The organism is Embleya scabrispora DSM 41855 (genome assembly GCF_000372745.1).
Classification (GTDB): domain Bacteria; phylum Actinomycetota; class Actinomycetes; order Streptomycetales; family Streptomycetaceae; genus Embleya; species Embleya scabrispora.
Genome location: NZ_KB889664.1, coordinates 134,921 through 151,345, shown reverse-complemented (window position 1 = coordinate 151,345; position 16,425 = coordinate 134,921). Strand labels below are relative to the sequence as shown.

At 71.7% G+C, this 16,425-nt stretch carries 11 protein-coding genes; 3 read left to right on the top strand and 8 right to left on the bottom strand.

Translation table 11 applies throughout. The annotated features are described in order from the left end of the window. Positions 1–266 precede the first annotated feature (266 nt). Positions 267–2,591 (top strand): HelD family protein, encoded by a 2,325-nt coding sequence (locus A3IC_RS0118015; RefSeq protein ID WP_245599342.1) that lies wholly within the window; start codon positions 267–269, stop codon positions 2,589–2,591. A 314-nt stretch (positions 2,592–2,905) separates the two neighbouring features. Here A3IC_RS0118015 and fxsT read toward each other — a convergent pair whose 3' ends face one another. From fxsT to A3IC_RS62395, 6 genes are all read right to left on the bottom strand, one after another. Next, positions 2,906–6,898, bottom strand: a complete 3,993-nt coding sequence (gene fxsT, locus A3IC_RS0118010; RefSeq protein ID WP_020551441.1) for an FxSxx-COOH system tetratricopeptide repeat protein — start codon at positions 6,896–6,898, stop codon at positions 2,906–2,908. Further along, positions 6,895–8,097, bottom strand: coding sequence for an FxsC protein (gene fsxC / locus A3IC_RS55100; protein WP_020551440.1), 1,203 nt, complete (start codon positions 8,095–8,097; stop codon positions 6,895–6,897). Before fsxC ends, fxsT begins: the two co-directional genes overlap by 4 nt. A gap of 33 nt (positions 8,098–8,130) precedes the next feature. Beyond that, complete coding sequence (locus A3IC_RS64925) at positions 8,131–10,257, bottom strand: AAC(3) family N-acetyltransferase (protein ID WP_020551439.1); 2,127 nt, start codon at positions 10,255–10,257, stop codon at positions 8,131–8,133. After that, positions 10,254–11,402 (bottom strand): FxsB family cyclophane-forming radical SAM/SPASM peptide maturase, encoded by a 1,149-nt coding sequence (locus tag A3IC_RS0117990; RefSeq protein WP_040876779.1) that lies wholly within the window; start codon positions 11,400–11,402, stop codon positions 10,254–10,256. Before A3IC_RS0117990 ends, A3IC_RS64925 begins: the two co-directional genes overlap by 4 nt. 41 nt (positions 11,403–11,443) lie before the next feature. After that, positions 11,444–11,632, bottom strand: coding sequence for an FxSxx-COOH cyclophane-containing RiPP peptide (fxsA, locus tag A3IC_RS55090; protein WP_020551437.1), 189 nt, complete (start codon positions 11,630–11,632; stop codon positions 11,444–11,446). Between the two features lie 126 nt (positions 11,633–11,758). After that, positions 11,759–13,927 carry a tetratricopeptide repeat protein gene (locus tag A3IC_RS62395; protein WP_158695989.1) on the bottom strand — a complete coding sequence of 723 codons (2,169 nt, stop codon included), beginning with the start codon at positions 13,925–13,927 and terminating at the stop codon, positions 11,759–11,761. Positions 13,928–14,149: 222 nt separating this feature from the next. On the opposite strand from A3IC_RS62395, the gene A3IC_RS0117975 reads away from it, so the two are divergent. Continuing rightward, on the top strand, positions 14,150–14,446 hold the full coding sequence (locus tag A3IC_RS0117975) for a hypothetical protein (protein WP_020551436.1): 297 nt from the start codon (positions 14,150–14,152) through the stop codon (positions 14,444–14,446). A gap of 173 nt (positions 14,447–14,619) precedes the next feature. Here A3IC_RS0117975 and A3IC_RS0117965 read toward each other — a convergent pair whose 3' ends face one another. Both A3IC_RS0117965 and A3IC_RS0117960 read right to left on the bottom strand, forming a co-directional pair. After that, positions 14,620–15,006, bottom strand: a complete 387-nt coding sequence (locus A3IC_RS0117965) for a pyridoxamine 5'-phosphate oxidase family protein (RefSeq protein WP_020551435.1) — start codon at positions 15,004–15,006, stop codon at positions 14,620–14,622. Further along, positions 15,003–15,707 (bottom strand): NAD(P)-dependent oxidoreductase, encoded by a 705-nt coding sequence (locus tag A3IC_RS0117960; protein WP_020551434.1) that lies wholly within the window; start codon positions 15,705–15,707, stop codon positions 15,003–15,005. Before A3IC_RS0117960 ends, A3IC_RS0117965 begins: the two co-directional genes overlap by 4 nt. Positions 15,708–15,794: 87 nt before the next feature. Here A3IC_RS0117960 and A3IC_RS0117955 point away from each other — a divergent pair, with 87 nt between their 5' ends. Then, positions 15,795–16,397: a TetR/AcrR family transcriptional regulator gene (locus A3IC_RS0117955; protein ID WP_020551433.1), complete on the top strand. Its 603-nt coding sequence runs from the start codon at positions 15,795–15,797 to the stop codon at positions 16,395–16,397. The last annotated feature ends 28 nt before the right edge of the window (positions 16,398–16,425 follow it).

Here is a 16,425-nt window from a genome sequence, read left to right as displayed (position 1 = left end):
CCGGGCTTACCCGCGGCAATTTTCCCGCTACGCGGTGGGATCGATTGCGTCGTCATGAAGAAGCGCATTCGTATATACCTGGGGCAACGACAGCGTCCCGGACCCGCGAGCCGTGCCGCTCGCGGCGTTGCGCGGCTCTACGAGAAAAACCCCGGGCGTCTTGACGGCCGGGGTTTAGCGCGAGGTATAGTTGGTGGTTCTGAATATCGGTGTTCTCACGGTATTCAGGAAGCGTTATGGGACATAGTAGCCGCCCGGGAGTCGAATTGTCAAACGCCGAATTGCGACACGAGCAGGAATTCGTCGACGTGCTGTACGCGCGCCTCGCGGACCTGCGTACCGAGGCGGAGGCCGCCGTGACGAGCGCGCTCGGGCGCGAGCACGACGGCACCCGGCAGGCGCGCGTCGAACGGGACATCGCGGTCTTCGAGCACGCGGGCCTGCTCGCGGCATTCGACGCCGGCGCGAACGGCCTGTGCTTCGGGCGACTGTTGTTCCGCGACGGCGCCGACCACCACATCGGCAGGATCGGCATCCGCCGCGACGACGCCGAGCACACCCCGCTGGTCATCGACTGGCGCGCCGACGTCGCACGGCCGTTCTATCTCGCTACCGGACACACCCCGATGGGTCTGCGGCGCCGCCGGCACATCACCACGTCCGGGCAGCGGGTCACCACGCTGCACGACGAGATCCTCGACCTCACGGACGACAGCCGCACCGGCTTCGAGGGCTCGGACGCTGACGCGGTCCTGCTCGCGTCGCTCGACGCGGCCCGGACCGGGCGCATGCACGACATCGTGCAGACCATCCAGGCCGAGCAGGACCGCATCATCCGCGCGCCGCACCGCGGCGTCCTCGTGGTCGAGGGCGGCCCGGGCACCGGCAAGACCGTCGTCGCGCTGCACCGCGCGGCGTACCTGCTGTACGCGAACCGCGCGCATCTGACCCGCCGCGTCGTGCTCGTGGTCGGCCCCAACCCGGCCTTCCTCGGGTACATCGAGGACGTCCTGCCCTCGCTCGGCGAGACGGGCGTGCAATTCGCCACCCCCGGCGAGTTGTTCCCGGGCGTCACCGCGACCGCCGTCGACACGCCGGAGGCCGCCGAGGTCAAGGGTCGGGCCGCGATGGCCGAGGTGCTCGCCCGCTTCGTGGCCGACCATCAGACGGTGCCCGAGACGCCGTTGGTGATCGGGCACGACGACGGTGACCTGTTCCTCGACGCGGGGATCGCGAAGGCCGCCCGGAGCAGGGCGCGCGCGACGCTGCTGCCGCACAACCTCGCCCGCGCGGCGTTCGCGGCGCGGGTGATCGACGGCCTCGCGGAGCAGTTGGTCGACCGGCTCGGCGCGGACCCATTCGGCGGGCCGAACTTCCTCGGCTCGGAAGAGGTCGCGCAGTTGGCGATGTCGGTCGCCGAGAGCCCGGCCGTACAGGCGGCCGTCGACGAGTTGTGGCCGCGCCTGACTCCGCAGGGGCTGCTCGCGGACTACCTCGCCGAACCGGTGTACCTGTCCGACGAGGACGCCGCGGTGGTCCGGCGTCCGGCCGGGTATGACCCGGTCTTCGGGACGTGGACAACCGACGAATGGACGGTGGCCGACGTTCCGTTGCTCGACGAGGCCGCCGAACTCCTGGGTGAGGACGACTCGTTGGCGCGCGCCGCGGCGGCGGCCGAGCGCCGGCGGCAGATCGCGTACGCGCAGGGCGTGCTCGACCTGTCGTACGGCTCGCGCACGCAGGAGTTCGAGGACCGCGACGACGAGGACTCCGAGGTGTTGAGCGCCCACGACCTCGTGGACGCCGAGCGCCTCGCCGAACGCCAGGAGGAACTCGACCACCGCACCTCCGCCGAACGCGCGGCGGCGGACCGCACCTGGGCGTACGGCCACATCGTGGTCGACGAGGCCCAGGAACTCTCGGCGATGGCCTGGCGGTTGCTGATGCGACGCAGCCCCACCCGGTCGATGACCCTGGTCGGCGACCCGGCGCAGACCTCGGAGCCGGGCGGATGCGGGTCGTGGGAGCGCATCCTGGTGCCGTATGTCGAGGGCCGCTGGGAGCGGGTCCGGCTGGGCGTGAACTACCGTACGCCGACCGAGATCATGGAGGTCGCGGCCGACGTCATGCGGGCCGTCGATCCGGGGTTCGAGCCGCCGGAGTCGGTGCGCTCGACCGGCGTGAAGCCGTGGTCGCGGCACACCGCGGATCTGCCGGCGGCCGTGGCGTGGGCGGTCGCCCACGAGGGGATCGCCCAGGAGTCGGGCATCCGGGAAGGAACCGGCGGCGATCCGGAGGCTCCGGTCGACGGGCGCCTCGCCGTGATCGCGCCGCGCGAGCTGATCGATGCGGTGGCGACGGCGATCCCGCACGCCGAACGAGGCGTCGAGCCGGACCTCACGCGGCCGTTGCTGCTGCTCGACCCCAAGCAGGCCAAGGGCCTGGAGTTCGACGCCGTGATCGTCGTGGAGCCGGCCGCGTTCGCCCTGGCCGACCTGTACGTGGCGCTGACTCGGGCGACGCAGCGCCTCGGCGTCGTGCACACCCGCGATCTCCCGCCGGGACTCACCGGCCTCGTCCAGGCGGGGTGACCGGGGCGAACTCGGCTAGGGGACCACGGTGGACCGGGCGAGGAGACCGCGGCGGTCCCGGCGAGGTAGGCGCGGCGCGCGCGAGGTGACCGCGGCGCGCGGGCGAGGTCCGCCCCGCCCGTGCGGCCGCGCCCTCCCGGCCCCCTGCGCCACGCACCCTTCCGCGCTCGGACAGGGTCCGGTCGGGACGGAGCCGACCCTGTCCGGCGGGGCCCTGGCGAGGCCCGGTCGCGATCGACCTCGCCGCCTCCCCGGGGCCCGCGCTCCCGGGCGCGGCGCGACCACACCGATCCGCCCCCGCGCCGCGCGGGTGGTCAGATCGGGGGGATCTCCACGTCGAAGTTGATGCGCCGGCCCCGAAGCATCTGTTGGTACGTGGGGTGTCGGCTACCCGAGTGGGACTCGACGCGTGCCATCGCGTCGCTGACCTCGCGTTCGGCTCCCGGTGCTCCGGACAACCGGCGTTCCAGCGCCGCGTTGTAGGCGGAGCACAACACCCGCGGCGGATGGTCGGGCGCGAAGATCCGGCGAAAACCGGCGTTGGCGAGGGCGTCCTCGGCCGCCGCCTCCTCGTGCCGGCCCAGGACCGAGAGAGCGCCCGCGCGCGTGGTCCGGCAGGCCAGCGTCATCGGGTGGTCCGCGCCCAGGACTTCCTCCATCGATGCCAGCGTGACCGTGCTCGACCGCAGCGCGAGGGCGGCTTCGCCGTACAGCGTGTTGAAGATCGCCAGGTTGCCGGCGCAGGCGAGCGAGAACGGATGCCCGTCCCCGAGCCGAACGCGGTACCGCTGGTAGGTCTCCGTCGCGATGTCCACCGCCTCCGCGTAGTTGGCGGGGTGCTCGCGCCCCAGCGTGGCCAGATCGCACGCGTACCCGATCGCGCACGCCAACGTATCCGGGTGCAGTTCGCCGAAGCGGCTGCGCAGCGTGGTCAGGATGCTCCGACTGAGCGTCAACGCGGCCTCGGCATCGCCCATCCGCCGATGCGTCACGGTCAGGAATCGGTCGGTGACCAGGACCACGTCCCCGCTCTCGCCCTCCTTGGCGACCTGCCGCTCGCGCGTGTCCAGCAACAGGCTCAGCGATCCCTGGTAGTCGCCGGTCTCCCGGCGGTCCAGGGCCAGCCGGTTCGCCGAATGCCAGGTCGCCGGGTGGTTGTCTCCGAAGATCTGACGACGGCGACGATAGTTCTCCTCGTTGAGTCGAAGGGCTTCCACCGGGCGGCCCACGAGGTTGAGCGAAATGCTCAGGTTGTTCGCGGCGCGCAGGGTGTCCGGATCGTTCGGGCCGAACGCGCGCTTGCTGAGTTCGTACGTGCTCTGTTCCTGCTCGAAGGATTCCCGGTACAGGCCCAGGGCGCGCAGGTCGGCGCCGTAGTTGCGGGCCGTGACCAGGATGTGGCGTTGGTTCGGCTCGACCAGCAGGCGCTGCTTGGTCAGGGTGTCCTTGTCCCGGTCGTGCGCGTCCGCGTAACGGCCGAGCGAGCGCAGCGGGTTCGCGACCTGTGCGGCGAGCCGCAGGGTGTCCGCGTCGTCGGGAACGATCCGCTCCCGCCATCGGGTCAGCACCTCGTCGCCGAGGTCGACCGCCGCCTCGTGGTCGCCGGTGCGCCACATGTGCCGAACCTGGCCGACGATCCATTCGCGCACGGCGGGAGCATCGCTGTCGATGGCTCCGGAGACCTGGAGGTGCGGCAACAACTCGGCATACTGCGCCCGCACTTCGGGGCTCTCCTCGTTGACCCCGGTCATCGGTCGGGCCGCGGCCAGCGCCTCGTGCACCAGTTGCCGGGTCGCCTCGTACGTGTAGGCGTCCTCGGCCAGCCACTCGCGCACCGCGGCCTGGAGCAGCCGGTGAACCTGCACCGTCTCGCGTTCCACGCGGGCCAGTCCGTAATGGCCGAGGTCGCGGATCAGGTCGCCGAGCACCATCGGGTCCCGCACCGCCGGTTCCAGGTCCGCGAGGTGGCCGCCGACCACGTTGCCGTACAGCAGTCGGGTGGCGATCGGCTCGGGTGACAGGAACGCGCACAGTTCCAGCAGGCGTGCGGCGGCGGGCCGTTCCGCCTTCAGCCGGTTCACCGAGAGCCGCCAGATCGCGGTCAGCGGGGTGCGGTCGGAGGTCGCCGTGCCCTCCCCCGTGCTTCCCAGCGCGGCCAGCGTGCGGCCCACCTGGCCGCGAACCTGCTCCAGGTAGGTGTCGACCGGCATGCCGGTCTGCCGCAACCAGGCCGCGGCCTGCTCTACGGCCAGCGGAAGGTCGCCGAGCTCGGCGGCCACCGCTGACGCCTCCCGCGCGGACAGGTTCGCGACGCGCCGCCGGAGCAGTGCGATGCTCTCCGGGCGCGAGAAGACATCGACCTGGAAGGGCTCCGACTCGCCGCGGGCCGCCGCGTCGCGGGAGGTGATGATCACGTGTCCCGGGCCCCGGGCGGGCAGATAGCGGCGGAGCCCCTCCGGATTCTCGTCACTGTCCGCATTGTCGTAGACCAGCAGCCACGGCCCGTTGGCTTCGCTCGCCAACGCGGTCAGCACGGCCTGGCTGCGCTCCGCGACGGTCGAGCCCGCCACGTGCAGGTGATCGCCCAACTCCGCCAGTGCGGGCGGGATCCGACTGTGCTGGTTGGCACCGATCCACCAGATCACGTCGTACTGCGCGCCGTAGCGGTGCACGTACTCCAAGGCGATCTGGGTCTTGCCGATGCCACCGAGGCCGTACACCAGGGCCACCCCGGGTGGGCTCGCGCCGTCGAGGGGGTGCGCGCCCAGGAGGCCGCGAAGGTTTTCCAGGAGTTCGTCGCGACCGGTGAAGACGCCGTAGCGGGGCTGGGCGTTGGACACCTTCGCCCCCCGGCCCGGGAACCTGGGATCGGCCGGCACCGCCGTATCGGGCGGGGACAGGGCGAAGGCGCCCAGGATGACCGCCCGCGCCTCCTCCGCGCCGAGGTTGTTCAGCGCGAGCAACGTCGCGCCGGGCAGGTTGAGCAAGACCGGTTCGTCGAGCACGGGTTCCAGCGGTTGCACGCTGATCACCCGCGGCGCGTCGGTCCTGGTGTCGCCGGCGAGTTGCAGCACCTCCCGGGCCAGGGGAGTGAGCGCGAACTCGTGCGACAACAACGCGATCACCACGTCCGGCGCACCGCCGGCCGCGGCGGGTCCTGCCGACAACGGCGGCGGTTCGACGGAGACGCTGGCGGCCCGCAACGTAACCGTCATCCCGACGGCACGCAATTGCACGGCGATCCACTTCGCCCACATCCGGTCCCGCTGGGCGTACTCGATGCGGACCCTGGCCAGGGCCGGTTCGGCCTCCTGCGGGCGAACCCGTTCGAACCGCGAGAGCAGTGTGCGCCGTTGCTCCTCCGGGATCGCCACGAGCGACTCGACCCGGCCGCGGCTGATCACCGAGGTCAGGCGTTCGTACGCGGCCAGCAGACTGGTGTCCTGGCGCGGGCGGTCCCCGATGGTGGCGAGGATCTCCTCGTAGGAGTAGAAGGGCTTGTACGGAATCTCCACGTCCGCCCAATACTTCTCCCGCCCCGCGGCGGAGAGGTGGGCGAGGAAGGGCTCGAACCTTCGGCGGGCGTAGTCCCGGCTGACCTCCAGTTTGATCATTTCCGAGTAGTCGACCCGCATCGGCACGGGCAGGATCCGCACCCGAGGGGCCGCCTGTTGTACGTCCCGGGCCACGCTCGCCGCGCCGTCGACGGCCTGGGTGCTGAGCGTGAAGCAGTTCACCAGGACGTCGGGGAGCAGCAGCGTCGTGATCCCGGAGGTGTCGCTGAAGCCGGTGCGGCTGTCGATCAGGACGTAGTCGTAGTGCTCGCGGATGTCCGCGCCCAACGCGAGCAACAGGTCCTTGCCGTCGCGCCGTTCGTAGAAGCCGCGCCAGTCGTAGGTGTTGACCGTCTCGGAGTATTCCGGTGTGCGCTTGCCCGAGGAGACGAAGTCGATGTAGCCGCCGTCGGCGAAGTTCCAGCGCAGCGAGGACGCGTAGCGGTCGACCCGGGCGTACTCGCGAAGGTGTTCGGGGGCCGGTTTGGGTTCGAGCATGTCGAAGGTCCGCACCAGGTCGATGACGCCGGGCGTGGAATCGAGTCCGCGGTCGCCCAGGAACGGGCCGAAGTAGGGGTGTAGACCGGGTGCTTCGAGATCCCAGTCCATGGTCAGCACCCGCAGGCCGTTTCCGGCCAGGATCCACGCGACGTTGGCCAGCGCCATGGTCCGGCCGGTGCCGCCCTTGAAGGAGTAGAACGTCACCACGGTGCCGGGGGCCGAAGGTCGGGGAGCGGCCGGGTCCTGGTTCACGAGGAGGAACCTCCAAGCAGGGGGAGCCTGTCGAAACTTCCGGTCGGCATGACGGGGGATCGTCGGTGCGTGTCCGCCTTCATCGCGTCGTTCTGTGCCCGTGCCAGCGTCTCACGCAGGGCACGAGTGAAGCGATCGCGATCGGGCACCGCCCAACAGCCGCTTTGTACGGGGTACTTGCCGCGCAGTCGGGGCAGACATCGGTCCAGGGCGGCGTCGAGCACGTCCGCATGGGCGGCGGACTCCGTGTCGTCGTGCGGTCTGGGCTCCAGCACGGCGGCCGAGACCACGACGTCGTCGACGGATGTCAGCAGCGAGCGCAGGGCCGCCGTCCTGGTGATCCAGGCGTCCAGGAGAAGCACGGTCAGCTGTCTCGGATGCGGGCGCCGGTCGGTCAGCGCGGGCAGGGTCTCGTCGAGAAGCTGCACGGTCGAGGTGAACTCCAACTCGCCCGCGGTCTCCCGGGCGAGCGCCACCAGGGACCTCGTCTCGGTGGGATCGTAGGGCGCCCAGTCGAGCGGATCGGCTCCGTAGAACCTTCGACTCGTGCGTTCGGGCGGGAGTTCGTCCGCCCCGAGGACGGACAGCACGAAATCCACCGTGTGGCGCGGCGCGGCGACCGGAGCCGGCCGGGCCCGCCCGTTGAGGCCGTGACCCAGCGGCGCGACCCGGGCGCGGGCGGATGTCGACGGGGACAGGAGGCGGTCGGCGACGGCGTGCAGGACCTCCTCGTACTCCCGGTGGTAGCGCGGCTTGAACCGCAGCAGGTGCAGCAGTCCTTCCTGCTCGTAGATCGGCGACGAGACCCGGATTTCGGCGGGCCAGTCGCCGCTGGGTGCGATGCGCTCCATGCCCGGCGGCATCGGGGTCCAGATGATCGGGACGATCACGTCCATCGAGCGTTTGGTGCGCGACCAGTGCACCTCCGTTCGCTGCTGGAAGAAGGCCCACTCCCGGGTGCAGTCCTCCCGGGTGAAATAGCGTGACGAATGCAGTACGACCAGCTTGAGGCAACGGTCCATCAGGTCGGCCGACGGCGGGCCCGGGCGCCGGTCGGGCAGCACGCCCACCTGCCCCGTGGGCCGTTCGGTGCGTTCGGCCACCACGAGCGACAGATCGCCGAAGAACTCGCGGACCCACAGATCGTCCGTCCTGCGGACGTGGCTCAGGTAGAAGTAGTGGCTCGTCGTGTCCCCCATGCGTCCCCCTTCACACATCACACGATTCCAGGATCAGCGATCCGGACGGTGCTCGCGCAACCACTTCGTGGCGAAACCGACGGCCTCGTCCAGTCGAAACAGCCTCGTCGGCCGCTGCCCGGCCGTCGCCACGCGCACCGCCCCGGTGCGTTCGAAGGCCTCCCCCAGTGCCGCGAAGTCGTGGTCGCGCAGCCGCATGTCCACCGCGTCGACCCATCGTCGGTCGCCTCGGGCGTCGCGAACCAGGCTGCGGTACCCGGTCGTCGGCGGTCGACCGACGCGGTATTCGGCCAGGTGGAAGGCGATGTTGGCGGCGAAGCCGACATCCCACAACAGCACGTGCGCGCCGGCCTGCTCCATGCGGCCCAGCGGTGAGCGTTCGCCGTAGGGGCAGTCGGGCGCGTGGTCGCGCATCAGGGCCCGGGCGTGTGGCCCGATCCCGGCGAACGAGGTCCTGGGATGGTCGCTGCGCACGGCTTCGGGCAGTCGGCGTACGTGCTCGGCGAGCGCGCCCATCCGGTGGCTCGGCGTGTGCGCGGGTTCGAACGGCGGCATCTCCGCGCGCAGTCCCGGCCACCAGTCGGCGGGGACCGGGCTGCCACACGTGCGATGCCAGGTCGAGGGGTCGGTGTTGTCGCCGGTGGCCGTCGGAACCACCAGGGTTCCACGCTCGCCCAGCACCTTGCGCAGCGCGCGGATCACCACGTCGGGGCCGCCGTCGACGCCGTCGAGCGGGGTCGACGGTGCCAGCACGAGCAGCACGGACCCGCTCCCGAGCCCCAGTTCCGCCAGCGCCGCGGCCGTCTCGCGGGCCGGGTGCGCGACCCGGCGGCTTCGCACGACGCCCGGTCGCGGCGGGCGCGCCCGGACCCCGTCGCGGCCATCGCGGGTCCGGTCCGCGGCCTCCTCGGCCATGTGGTCGACGAATCGCCGTCCCGGTTCGGTCAGTTGCCGACAACCGCCGAGCACCGCCAACGCTGCGTCCACCTGGTCGCGGTAGCGCACGAACCGCCGTTCGGCACGCGCCCGGGCGACCGGTGGCACCAGGTGTCGGTAGTGGCCCCACAGACCGGTCAGCGCGAGGTGTGCGTAGGTGCCCTGGAGCACGGCCTCCAGTGGGCGCCGATCCGGCCGCCAGCCCACCGTGTACCGCTCGGTCGCGTCCCATTCGTGCAAGTCCACGAGATCCGTCAGGGCGCCCAGGGCGATGTGGCTCGCCTCGTGGACCAGTGCCTCGGCCAAGCGCACCGGATCCGCCGCCTCGGTGATCCCGATCGCGCCGTGGGCGTCGCGCACCGTGACGCTCATCGCCCGGCCGGACCGCGAGGCGAGCGGCACCACGCTCGTGCACAGGCTCGCGCAGATCCGGGCCCGATCCGGGAAGTGCTCGCACAGCACGGCCCATGCCCGGCGCAGCGCGGTGTCCCATCGCGCGGCTCGTTCCGGGGTGAGCCGCGGCGCGATGTCCTCGCGGTGCGCGTCGCGATAGGGGTCGTTGTCCTCCAGGACCACGCGCAGCACGGGACCGGCGTCGGGTGCGCGGGCGATCACGATGCGCGTCGGCTGCCAGTACGCGAGCGGGTCCTCGGCAGTGCTCGCTCGCGGGTCGCGGGCGGTGGTGTCCGTGATCGGCACGCAGGCGTTGCCGCCGGGGAGGTGAAGCGCCCCGTCCTCGAACCGCACCACGGCGACGTCCGTCGGCACCCGCATGGAACCCAGTGTGGGCAGGGACACGATCCCCGCACGCACCGGCAGTTCGAGCCGCACGGGCAACCCGGCGCGGGTGGCCGCGGCGGCGGCGACGGCGGTGAACCAGGCGAGTTCGTCCCGGATCCGGAATCCGGGCGACCTGTCGTACAGTCCGCGCAGGCAGCGGGTGGCCCAAACGCCCAGGTGGGGGTGCATCAGGACGGACTCCAGGGCCGCCCGGTCGTGCCGGGTGACCTCGGTCAGCACCGCCTGCGCGTGCTCGGCCCCCGATTGACGCCAGGGCGTGGGAAAGCGCGTTCGGGCCGTTCGGGCCAGTGCGTGGATCAGGAGCAGCCGACGGCTGAGCTGACCGGTGCGCAGCGCGTGCAGGGCGGCGGGCCCGGGCCGGCCGCGGGCCAATTCGGCGAACTCCTGTGCGGTCAGGCGCACATCGGCGAGTCGGGGCGTCACGGCAGGCTCCGCAGGAGTTCGCGGGTGTCGGCGCGGACCCGATCGCGGATGTGGGCGGTCAGCTTTTCGAGGTCGGCGCAGTAGACGGAGGGGTTCGCGAATCCGGTGGCCGGCAGGTAGCGATGCGCGCGGATCCCGCCACCGCACAGCTTCATCACCTCGCACGCGCGGCACGCGTCCGCCAGCCCCGCCTCGCCCAGGCGCCATTGCACGATCTGCGGGTGGCGGGCGGCGGCGTCGAAGTCGTGCGCGAAGACGTTCAGGCCGGTTGCCGCCGCTCGGTCGTAGCTGGAGTGCAGCGAGTCGGCCTGCTCGATGGCCCCGTCGGTGGCCACCACGAGAAATCCGGGTACCGAGAGCCCGACGGCTTCCGAGCGCGAGGAGCCGCCGAGGCACACGGCCATGATGTCGTCGAACAGCCGCACGGACGTCTCGCGTACGGGGCTTTCGTACCACCGGGTGAAGACCGCGAGCAGCCAGCGCGCGTAGGGCGTGCCGAGCGGGTCGTGACCCGGGGGCGGGAACTGCCGGTTGGCGTGCGGGAGCAGGAAGTCGATCCGGGCGGGCTCGTGCGCGAGCAGCGCCTCGTAGGTGCGGACCGGGTCGTTGGCGAGATCGACGGTGCACAACAATCCGGCGTACAGGCGGCGGTGTTCGGGGCGACGCAGCAGGGCGATCCCGGCGGTGACCGCGGCGTGGCTGCCGGTTCCGTCGCGCCTGCGTCGGTGCCGGTCGTTGGCGTCCGCGTCGCCGTCGAGGCTGACGCCGACCCGGATGCCGTGGCGGTGGAACAGGGCCATCCACTCGGGGTCCAGGAGCGTGCCGTTGGTCTGCACGGACAGATGCAAGGCGGTGTCGGCCGGCAGGGCCGTGCGCAGCGTGCGGGCCAGGGTGTCGACCCGGTCCCGACCGGCCAGCAGCGGTTCGCCGCCGTGCAACGCGACATGTACGACGGGCAACTCGTGTCGGTCGGCGTGCCGGGCGATGCGTTCCGCGAGCCGGCGCATGGTCGGTGCCGACATCGCGCGCGGCCGGCTGCGCCAGCTCGTGTCCCGCGCCTCGTAGACGTAACAGTGATCGCACGCGAGATTGCAGCGGCTGTGCAGCTTGACCACGAATTGGCGAAAGGGCGGTGGTTGCGTCATCGTGCCTCCCCGGGACCCGAGTCCGGGCGCCTGGGCATCGTTCAGTCCTCGAACGCCGAATCGAAGGCGCAGAAGACGGATTCGTCGCTCAGCGCGTCCCGCAACACCCGCCGCAGTGCCGACGCCAATGCGGTGTCCGGCAGTGCGTCCAGATCGCCCGGTGCAAGGCCGGAGAGATCGAGTACGTCCGATCGCACATCGTCCGCCGCGGTCTCGGTATGCGTGCCCATCGGCGGTTCCTCGGCAGGGGACACGCGGCCAGGCCTCCGTCCACGTGGCAGCCGACGACGTCGGTCCCTGCCGAATCACTGGGTCGATGAACTGCGTTGTCCAGCCTAGCCGATTGTCGACGTCGTTCAGGCGGACTCGCTGCCATAGCGCTCGACGAAGACACGTTGTGCGTGCAGCGTGCCCGGGTCTGATGCGCCCAGGTGGATCCGGTGCAGTTCGAGCACCTCGCCGAACCGGGTGCGGGCGGCGGCGAGCCCGTGCGCGCCCGCGGTCGCGAGGGCCAGGTTCAACGCGGTGCGCAGGGTGTCCGGGTGGCCGGCGCCGAGCAACCCCTGCTGTCGACGGAGCACTTCCTCGTACAGCGGCAGGGACGCGCGCGGATCGGGTGACTCGTCCGTGACGACCGCCAGGTTGTGCAGGGTCCGCAGGGTCGCCCGGTGATCGGAGCCCAGCGTGGCGCGCTGGCGATCGAGCACCCGGGCCAGGATGGGCAGCGCGGCCGAGGGGCCCTCCAGCGCCCGGACGACCATCGCCAGGGCATGCCAGGTCTCCAGCGCGGTGGGGTGATCGCGTTCGAACGCGCGCTCCTGCCGCACCAATACGTCCTCCAGCCGGGCGCGCGCCGCCTCCGGGCCCTCGGACTGCCAACTCGACAGGGCCAGCCGGTGCAGGGTCGCGAGCGTGGAGGGGTGTTCGGCGCCGAGCACACGTTCGCGATCCTCGTGCACCCGCTCCAGCGCCGCCGCGGCGGCCTCCACGTCGCCCAGCTCGTGGATCATCAGACAGCGGTTGTGTCGGGTGCCCAGGGTCGACGGGTGGTCGGATCCCAGCACCCGGCGCTGCCGTTCGAGTACCTCGTCGAGCAGCCGCAGTGCCGGCGCGGGCCCTTCGAGCCAATTGAGGACCAGGGCGAGGCCGTGCCGGGCGCCGAGCGTGTCGGGGTGGTCCCGGCCCAGGTTGTGTTCGCGGGCTTCGGCGACGTCCAGGAACAGGCGTCTGGCCTGCTCCGGTTCGGTGTCCGTGCACAGGACCGCGAGCAGGTGCAGGCTTTCCAGGGTGCCCGGATGCTCGGCGCCCAGGGCCCGCGCGCCGTCCGCCGCGACCGCCTCCGCGAGTCGGACCGCCTCGGCCTGGTCGCCGGCAGCCCAGGTGAGTGCGGCGAGCGAGCGCCGCAGGCCCAACACGGTGGGATGATCCGGGCGCATGCCCCGGGTGGCCCGCTCGACGAGTTCCACGAGCGACTCGCGGGCCGACCGTATCTCGCCGGTGTCCCCGACGGCCAGCGCGTACGCCCCCTCGGTCTCGAGGGTCGCGGCGTCATCCGTACCGAACACGGCCCGGAAATCGGGCACCAGGTCGGCCAGCATGTCGCGGGCGGAGAACCAGTCGCCGCGCGCCCTGGCGACCATGGCACCGCCGCGCCGCGCGGACAGCACGATGCGGTCCCGGGGGCCGTGCCGGGCGGTGTCGGTGCGGATCAGCCGGGCGTACTCGGCTCGGGCGTCCTGCAACCAGCCGCAGCGCCAGGTGAGTTCCGCGCGGAGCAGGCCGGCTCGACGGGTCAGCGGGTGCTCTTCGCCGAGTGCCCGGACACAGTCGTCGAGGACCTTGCCGGTCAGGTGCAGGGCTGCGGCCGGTGCGCGCACGTGTCGGGCGAACAGTGCCACCGCGTAGCGGGCGGCCAGGCTCGTCGGATGGTTCGGGCCCAGTTCGGCGCGTGCCCGCCGTTCGAGGAGTTCGGCGCTCGTGCAGGCGAGTTGTGGTGCGCCGACCTCCTCCGCCAAGCCGATGATCACGAACAGCTTGCCCAGGTGCTCCAGTTCGCCCGTCGGGCCGAAGCCCGATTCCGCCCAGGGCACTCCGAGCAACGAACCGTCGGGTGGGGTCCGGTCCCACGCACCGAACGGCTCGGCGGGAACCGGCGCGTCCGGCCGTCGCGGCGATCGTCCTCGCGGCGCGGAACCGTCGACGAGCGACTGCCAGCCGCGTTCCCACCACACCAGGTCGTCGAGTGGTGGTTCCACCGGCAGTTCGCCCTCGCGGGCATGCCGCAGGAGGCAGATCAGGACCGACCGCACCGGGTCCCACTGGGTACCCACCGGAGTGTTGCGATTGTCCATGTAGTTCTGGGCCGTGCTGTGCGAGAAGGGCCGCATCGGCGCCGACGGGTTCCCGGCAGACCGCTCGGAGGATTCGGCCAGGGATCGAAACGTCGGGTCGCCCGCCATGGCCCGCAGCCGGCGCAACGACGCGCGGAACTCCGTCCACGATTGCGGCATCCTCGCCTCGGACACGCCCCACCCCCTCGCGCACTGCGCGTCGGGTCCGCGACCGCAGTTGTCCTGGACACCTGGACAAGACACGTGACCGCCAGGCTTGGACACCCGAACACCGCACCGTGGATGTCTTTTTCGTCCGGATCACGTATTGGATCCGAACTCCCGGCCCCGGACCGGGCTGTACTCGAAGCCTAGCCGGGACGAGGTGCCCGGGAGGGATCAAGAGGCGAGGGTCCGATGAACACGATGGCGTTGAACCTGTCCGAAGTCCCGCACCTGGCAGTGCTCTCGGTGATCCTGGTGCGCGCCGTGATCGCACTGGTCGCAACCGTGCGGTCGACCGACCGGGCCGGCGGACGGCCCACTCCGGCCGACCCCGCCGGCACCCCCCGGCCCGCGGGCGAGGACGTCACCCCGCCGGACGCCGACGACGCGACGGCGGAGCCCGTGCGCCGCCGTCGCCGGACGGGAGACGCCACGCTCGACGTCCTGGCGCCCCTGGCCGACCTGCTGCAACTCCTCGTCCGACGCTGAGTCCGTCCGTGACCGGCCGGGGCAAGGAGAGCAGGCCGAGACGTCGATGCCTGCCCGACATCACCCCCTGCGGCGTTTCGGCACCGACCGCGGGAAGCCGGCGTCCGTACGGTCGTGTGCCCGGGAGCGGCGCGAGCCGGCGCCGAACCGGGTCGTGTGCTCCGGACGGCGGCTCAATGGATCCCCAGAACCCGGTCCACGGCGATCTCGACGACCACCCGCCCCGGCGGGGCCGGCGGTGGTGATCCGTAGCGAGCGAGGTACCGGCGGACACCCTCGTGGACGCGGTGCGGGTCGGCGGACAGTGTGGCCGTGCCCTCGAGAGTGATCCATCGGGCGCCCTCCGGTTGGCAGATCGCGGCCCGGCTGCCCGGGGCGGCGAGCAGGTTGTGTGCTTTGCGCGTCGTGTCGATGGTCAGGACGCGGGCCAGTTCGGCGTCGGCGTCCCAGGTGAAGCGGACGGTGACGACGTGCGGTGAGCCGTCGGGACGGACCGTGCTGAGCGTCCCGACGCTCGGCAGCGCCAACAGGGCCTCGGCGGACGGCTTGAGCGGCTTCACTTGCCCGCCGCCTTCCGGGCCTTGACCTGCTGCCGGATCAGCTTCGGGATGCTCATCTCGACGTCCCGGGTCGCGACTCCCATGGCCTTCCGGACGAACCGGCGGTCTTCCAATTCGCTCAGCATGGCGGCGGCGAGGTCGGTCCGCGCGGTGTAGAGCCCGTCGACGCTGTGTTCGCCGAGTTCGTAGTCCGTCACTTCCGGGTGTTCGAACAGGCCACCCGGCCGGACGACGGTCCAGTCCAGGCCGCTCTCCCGCATGAGTGCTTCCATGCGGCGCATGTCGTCGTGCGCGGTCCTCGCCACCTTGCGGTTGACCAGGGGGTCCATGACGAGGTTGAAGAAGTGCTCGCCGGTGGGCCGCCAGTTCGGGTCCGCCACGCTGGAACTGACGGCCACGAGGCGCTTGACGCCGTGCTGTTCCATCCCCGCGAGGATGTTCCGCACTCCGTCCGAGTAGACGGTGACCCGCTCCCGGGTCGGCGGCACGCCCAGCGCCGAGACGACCGCGTCGCTGCCCGCGACCGCCGCCGCGACGGCGGCCGTGTCGGCCACGTCCACGGCGGCGACGGTGAGCCCGGCGCGAAGAGGCAGGGCGTCCACGCGGCGGGAGACCGCGGTGACCCGGTGTCCCGCGGCGAGGGCCTGGTCGGTGAGCCGGCGGCCGGTCGGTCCGGTGGCTCCGAAGACGGTGATGCGCATGAGTTCGCTCCTTGTTCCTGCCCCGGACGTTCGGCGGGGCTCGACAACGAGGACTCTGCCGATGCGAGAGCGTGGTATTCAAAGACGATGAATAAAACCCGGGGCCGTCCGCGGGGCAACCCGCCGACCAGAGCACTCGTCGCCGAAGCCGCCCGCGGCCTGTTCCTCGAACACGGATACCGCCGCACCACCCTGCGGGCCATCGCCGCCGCGGCGGGCGTGGACCAGGCGCTGATCAAGTACCACTTCGGGTCGAAGCAGCAGCTGTTCGGCGAGGTCACAGAGCTGGAGTGCGCCCGGTCACTCGGACTTGCCCAGGCGCTGCACGGTGACCCGGCGGGCGTCGCCGACCGGATCCTGCGGGCCGTCACGGACTTGTGGGACGCGACGGTGGTCAACCGCGAAGCGCTGCAGGACGAGGACGTCATGGGCGTGCTGCGGGAGTACCTCGACGGGGAGGTGTTGCCGCAGATTGCTGAATATCTCGGCGGTACGGACGCGACCGAGCGGGCGACCGCCGTGGTCACCGTGATCGGCGGACTGATCTTCACGCGGTACCTGCAACCGCTGCCCGCGTCCACGCGCCTCTCGGCGGTCGAGGTGCGCCGGATCCTGGCCCCGACGCTCCGCGCGGCACTACAGGGCGGCAGCCGACCGCGGACCGCGACGCGCCGAGGCGTCGCGGCCTGAATCCGCGCCGTTCGACGTGGTGAGCAGC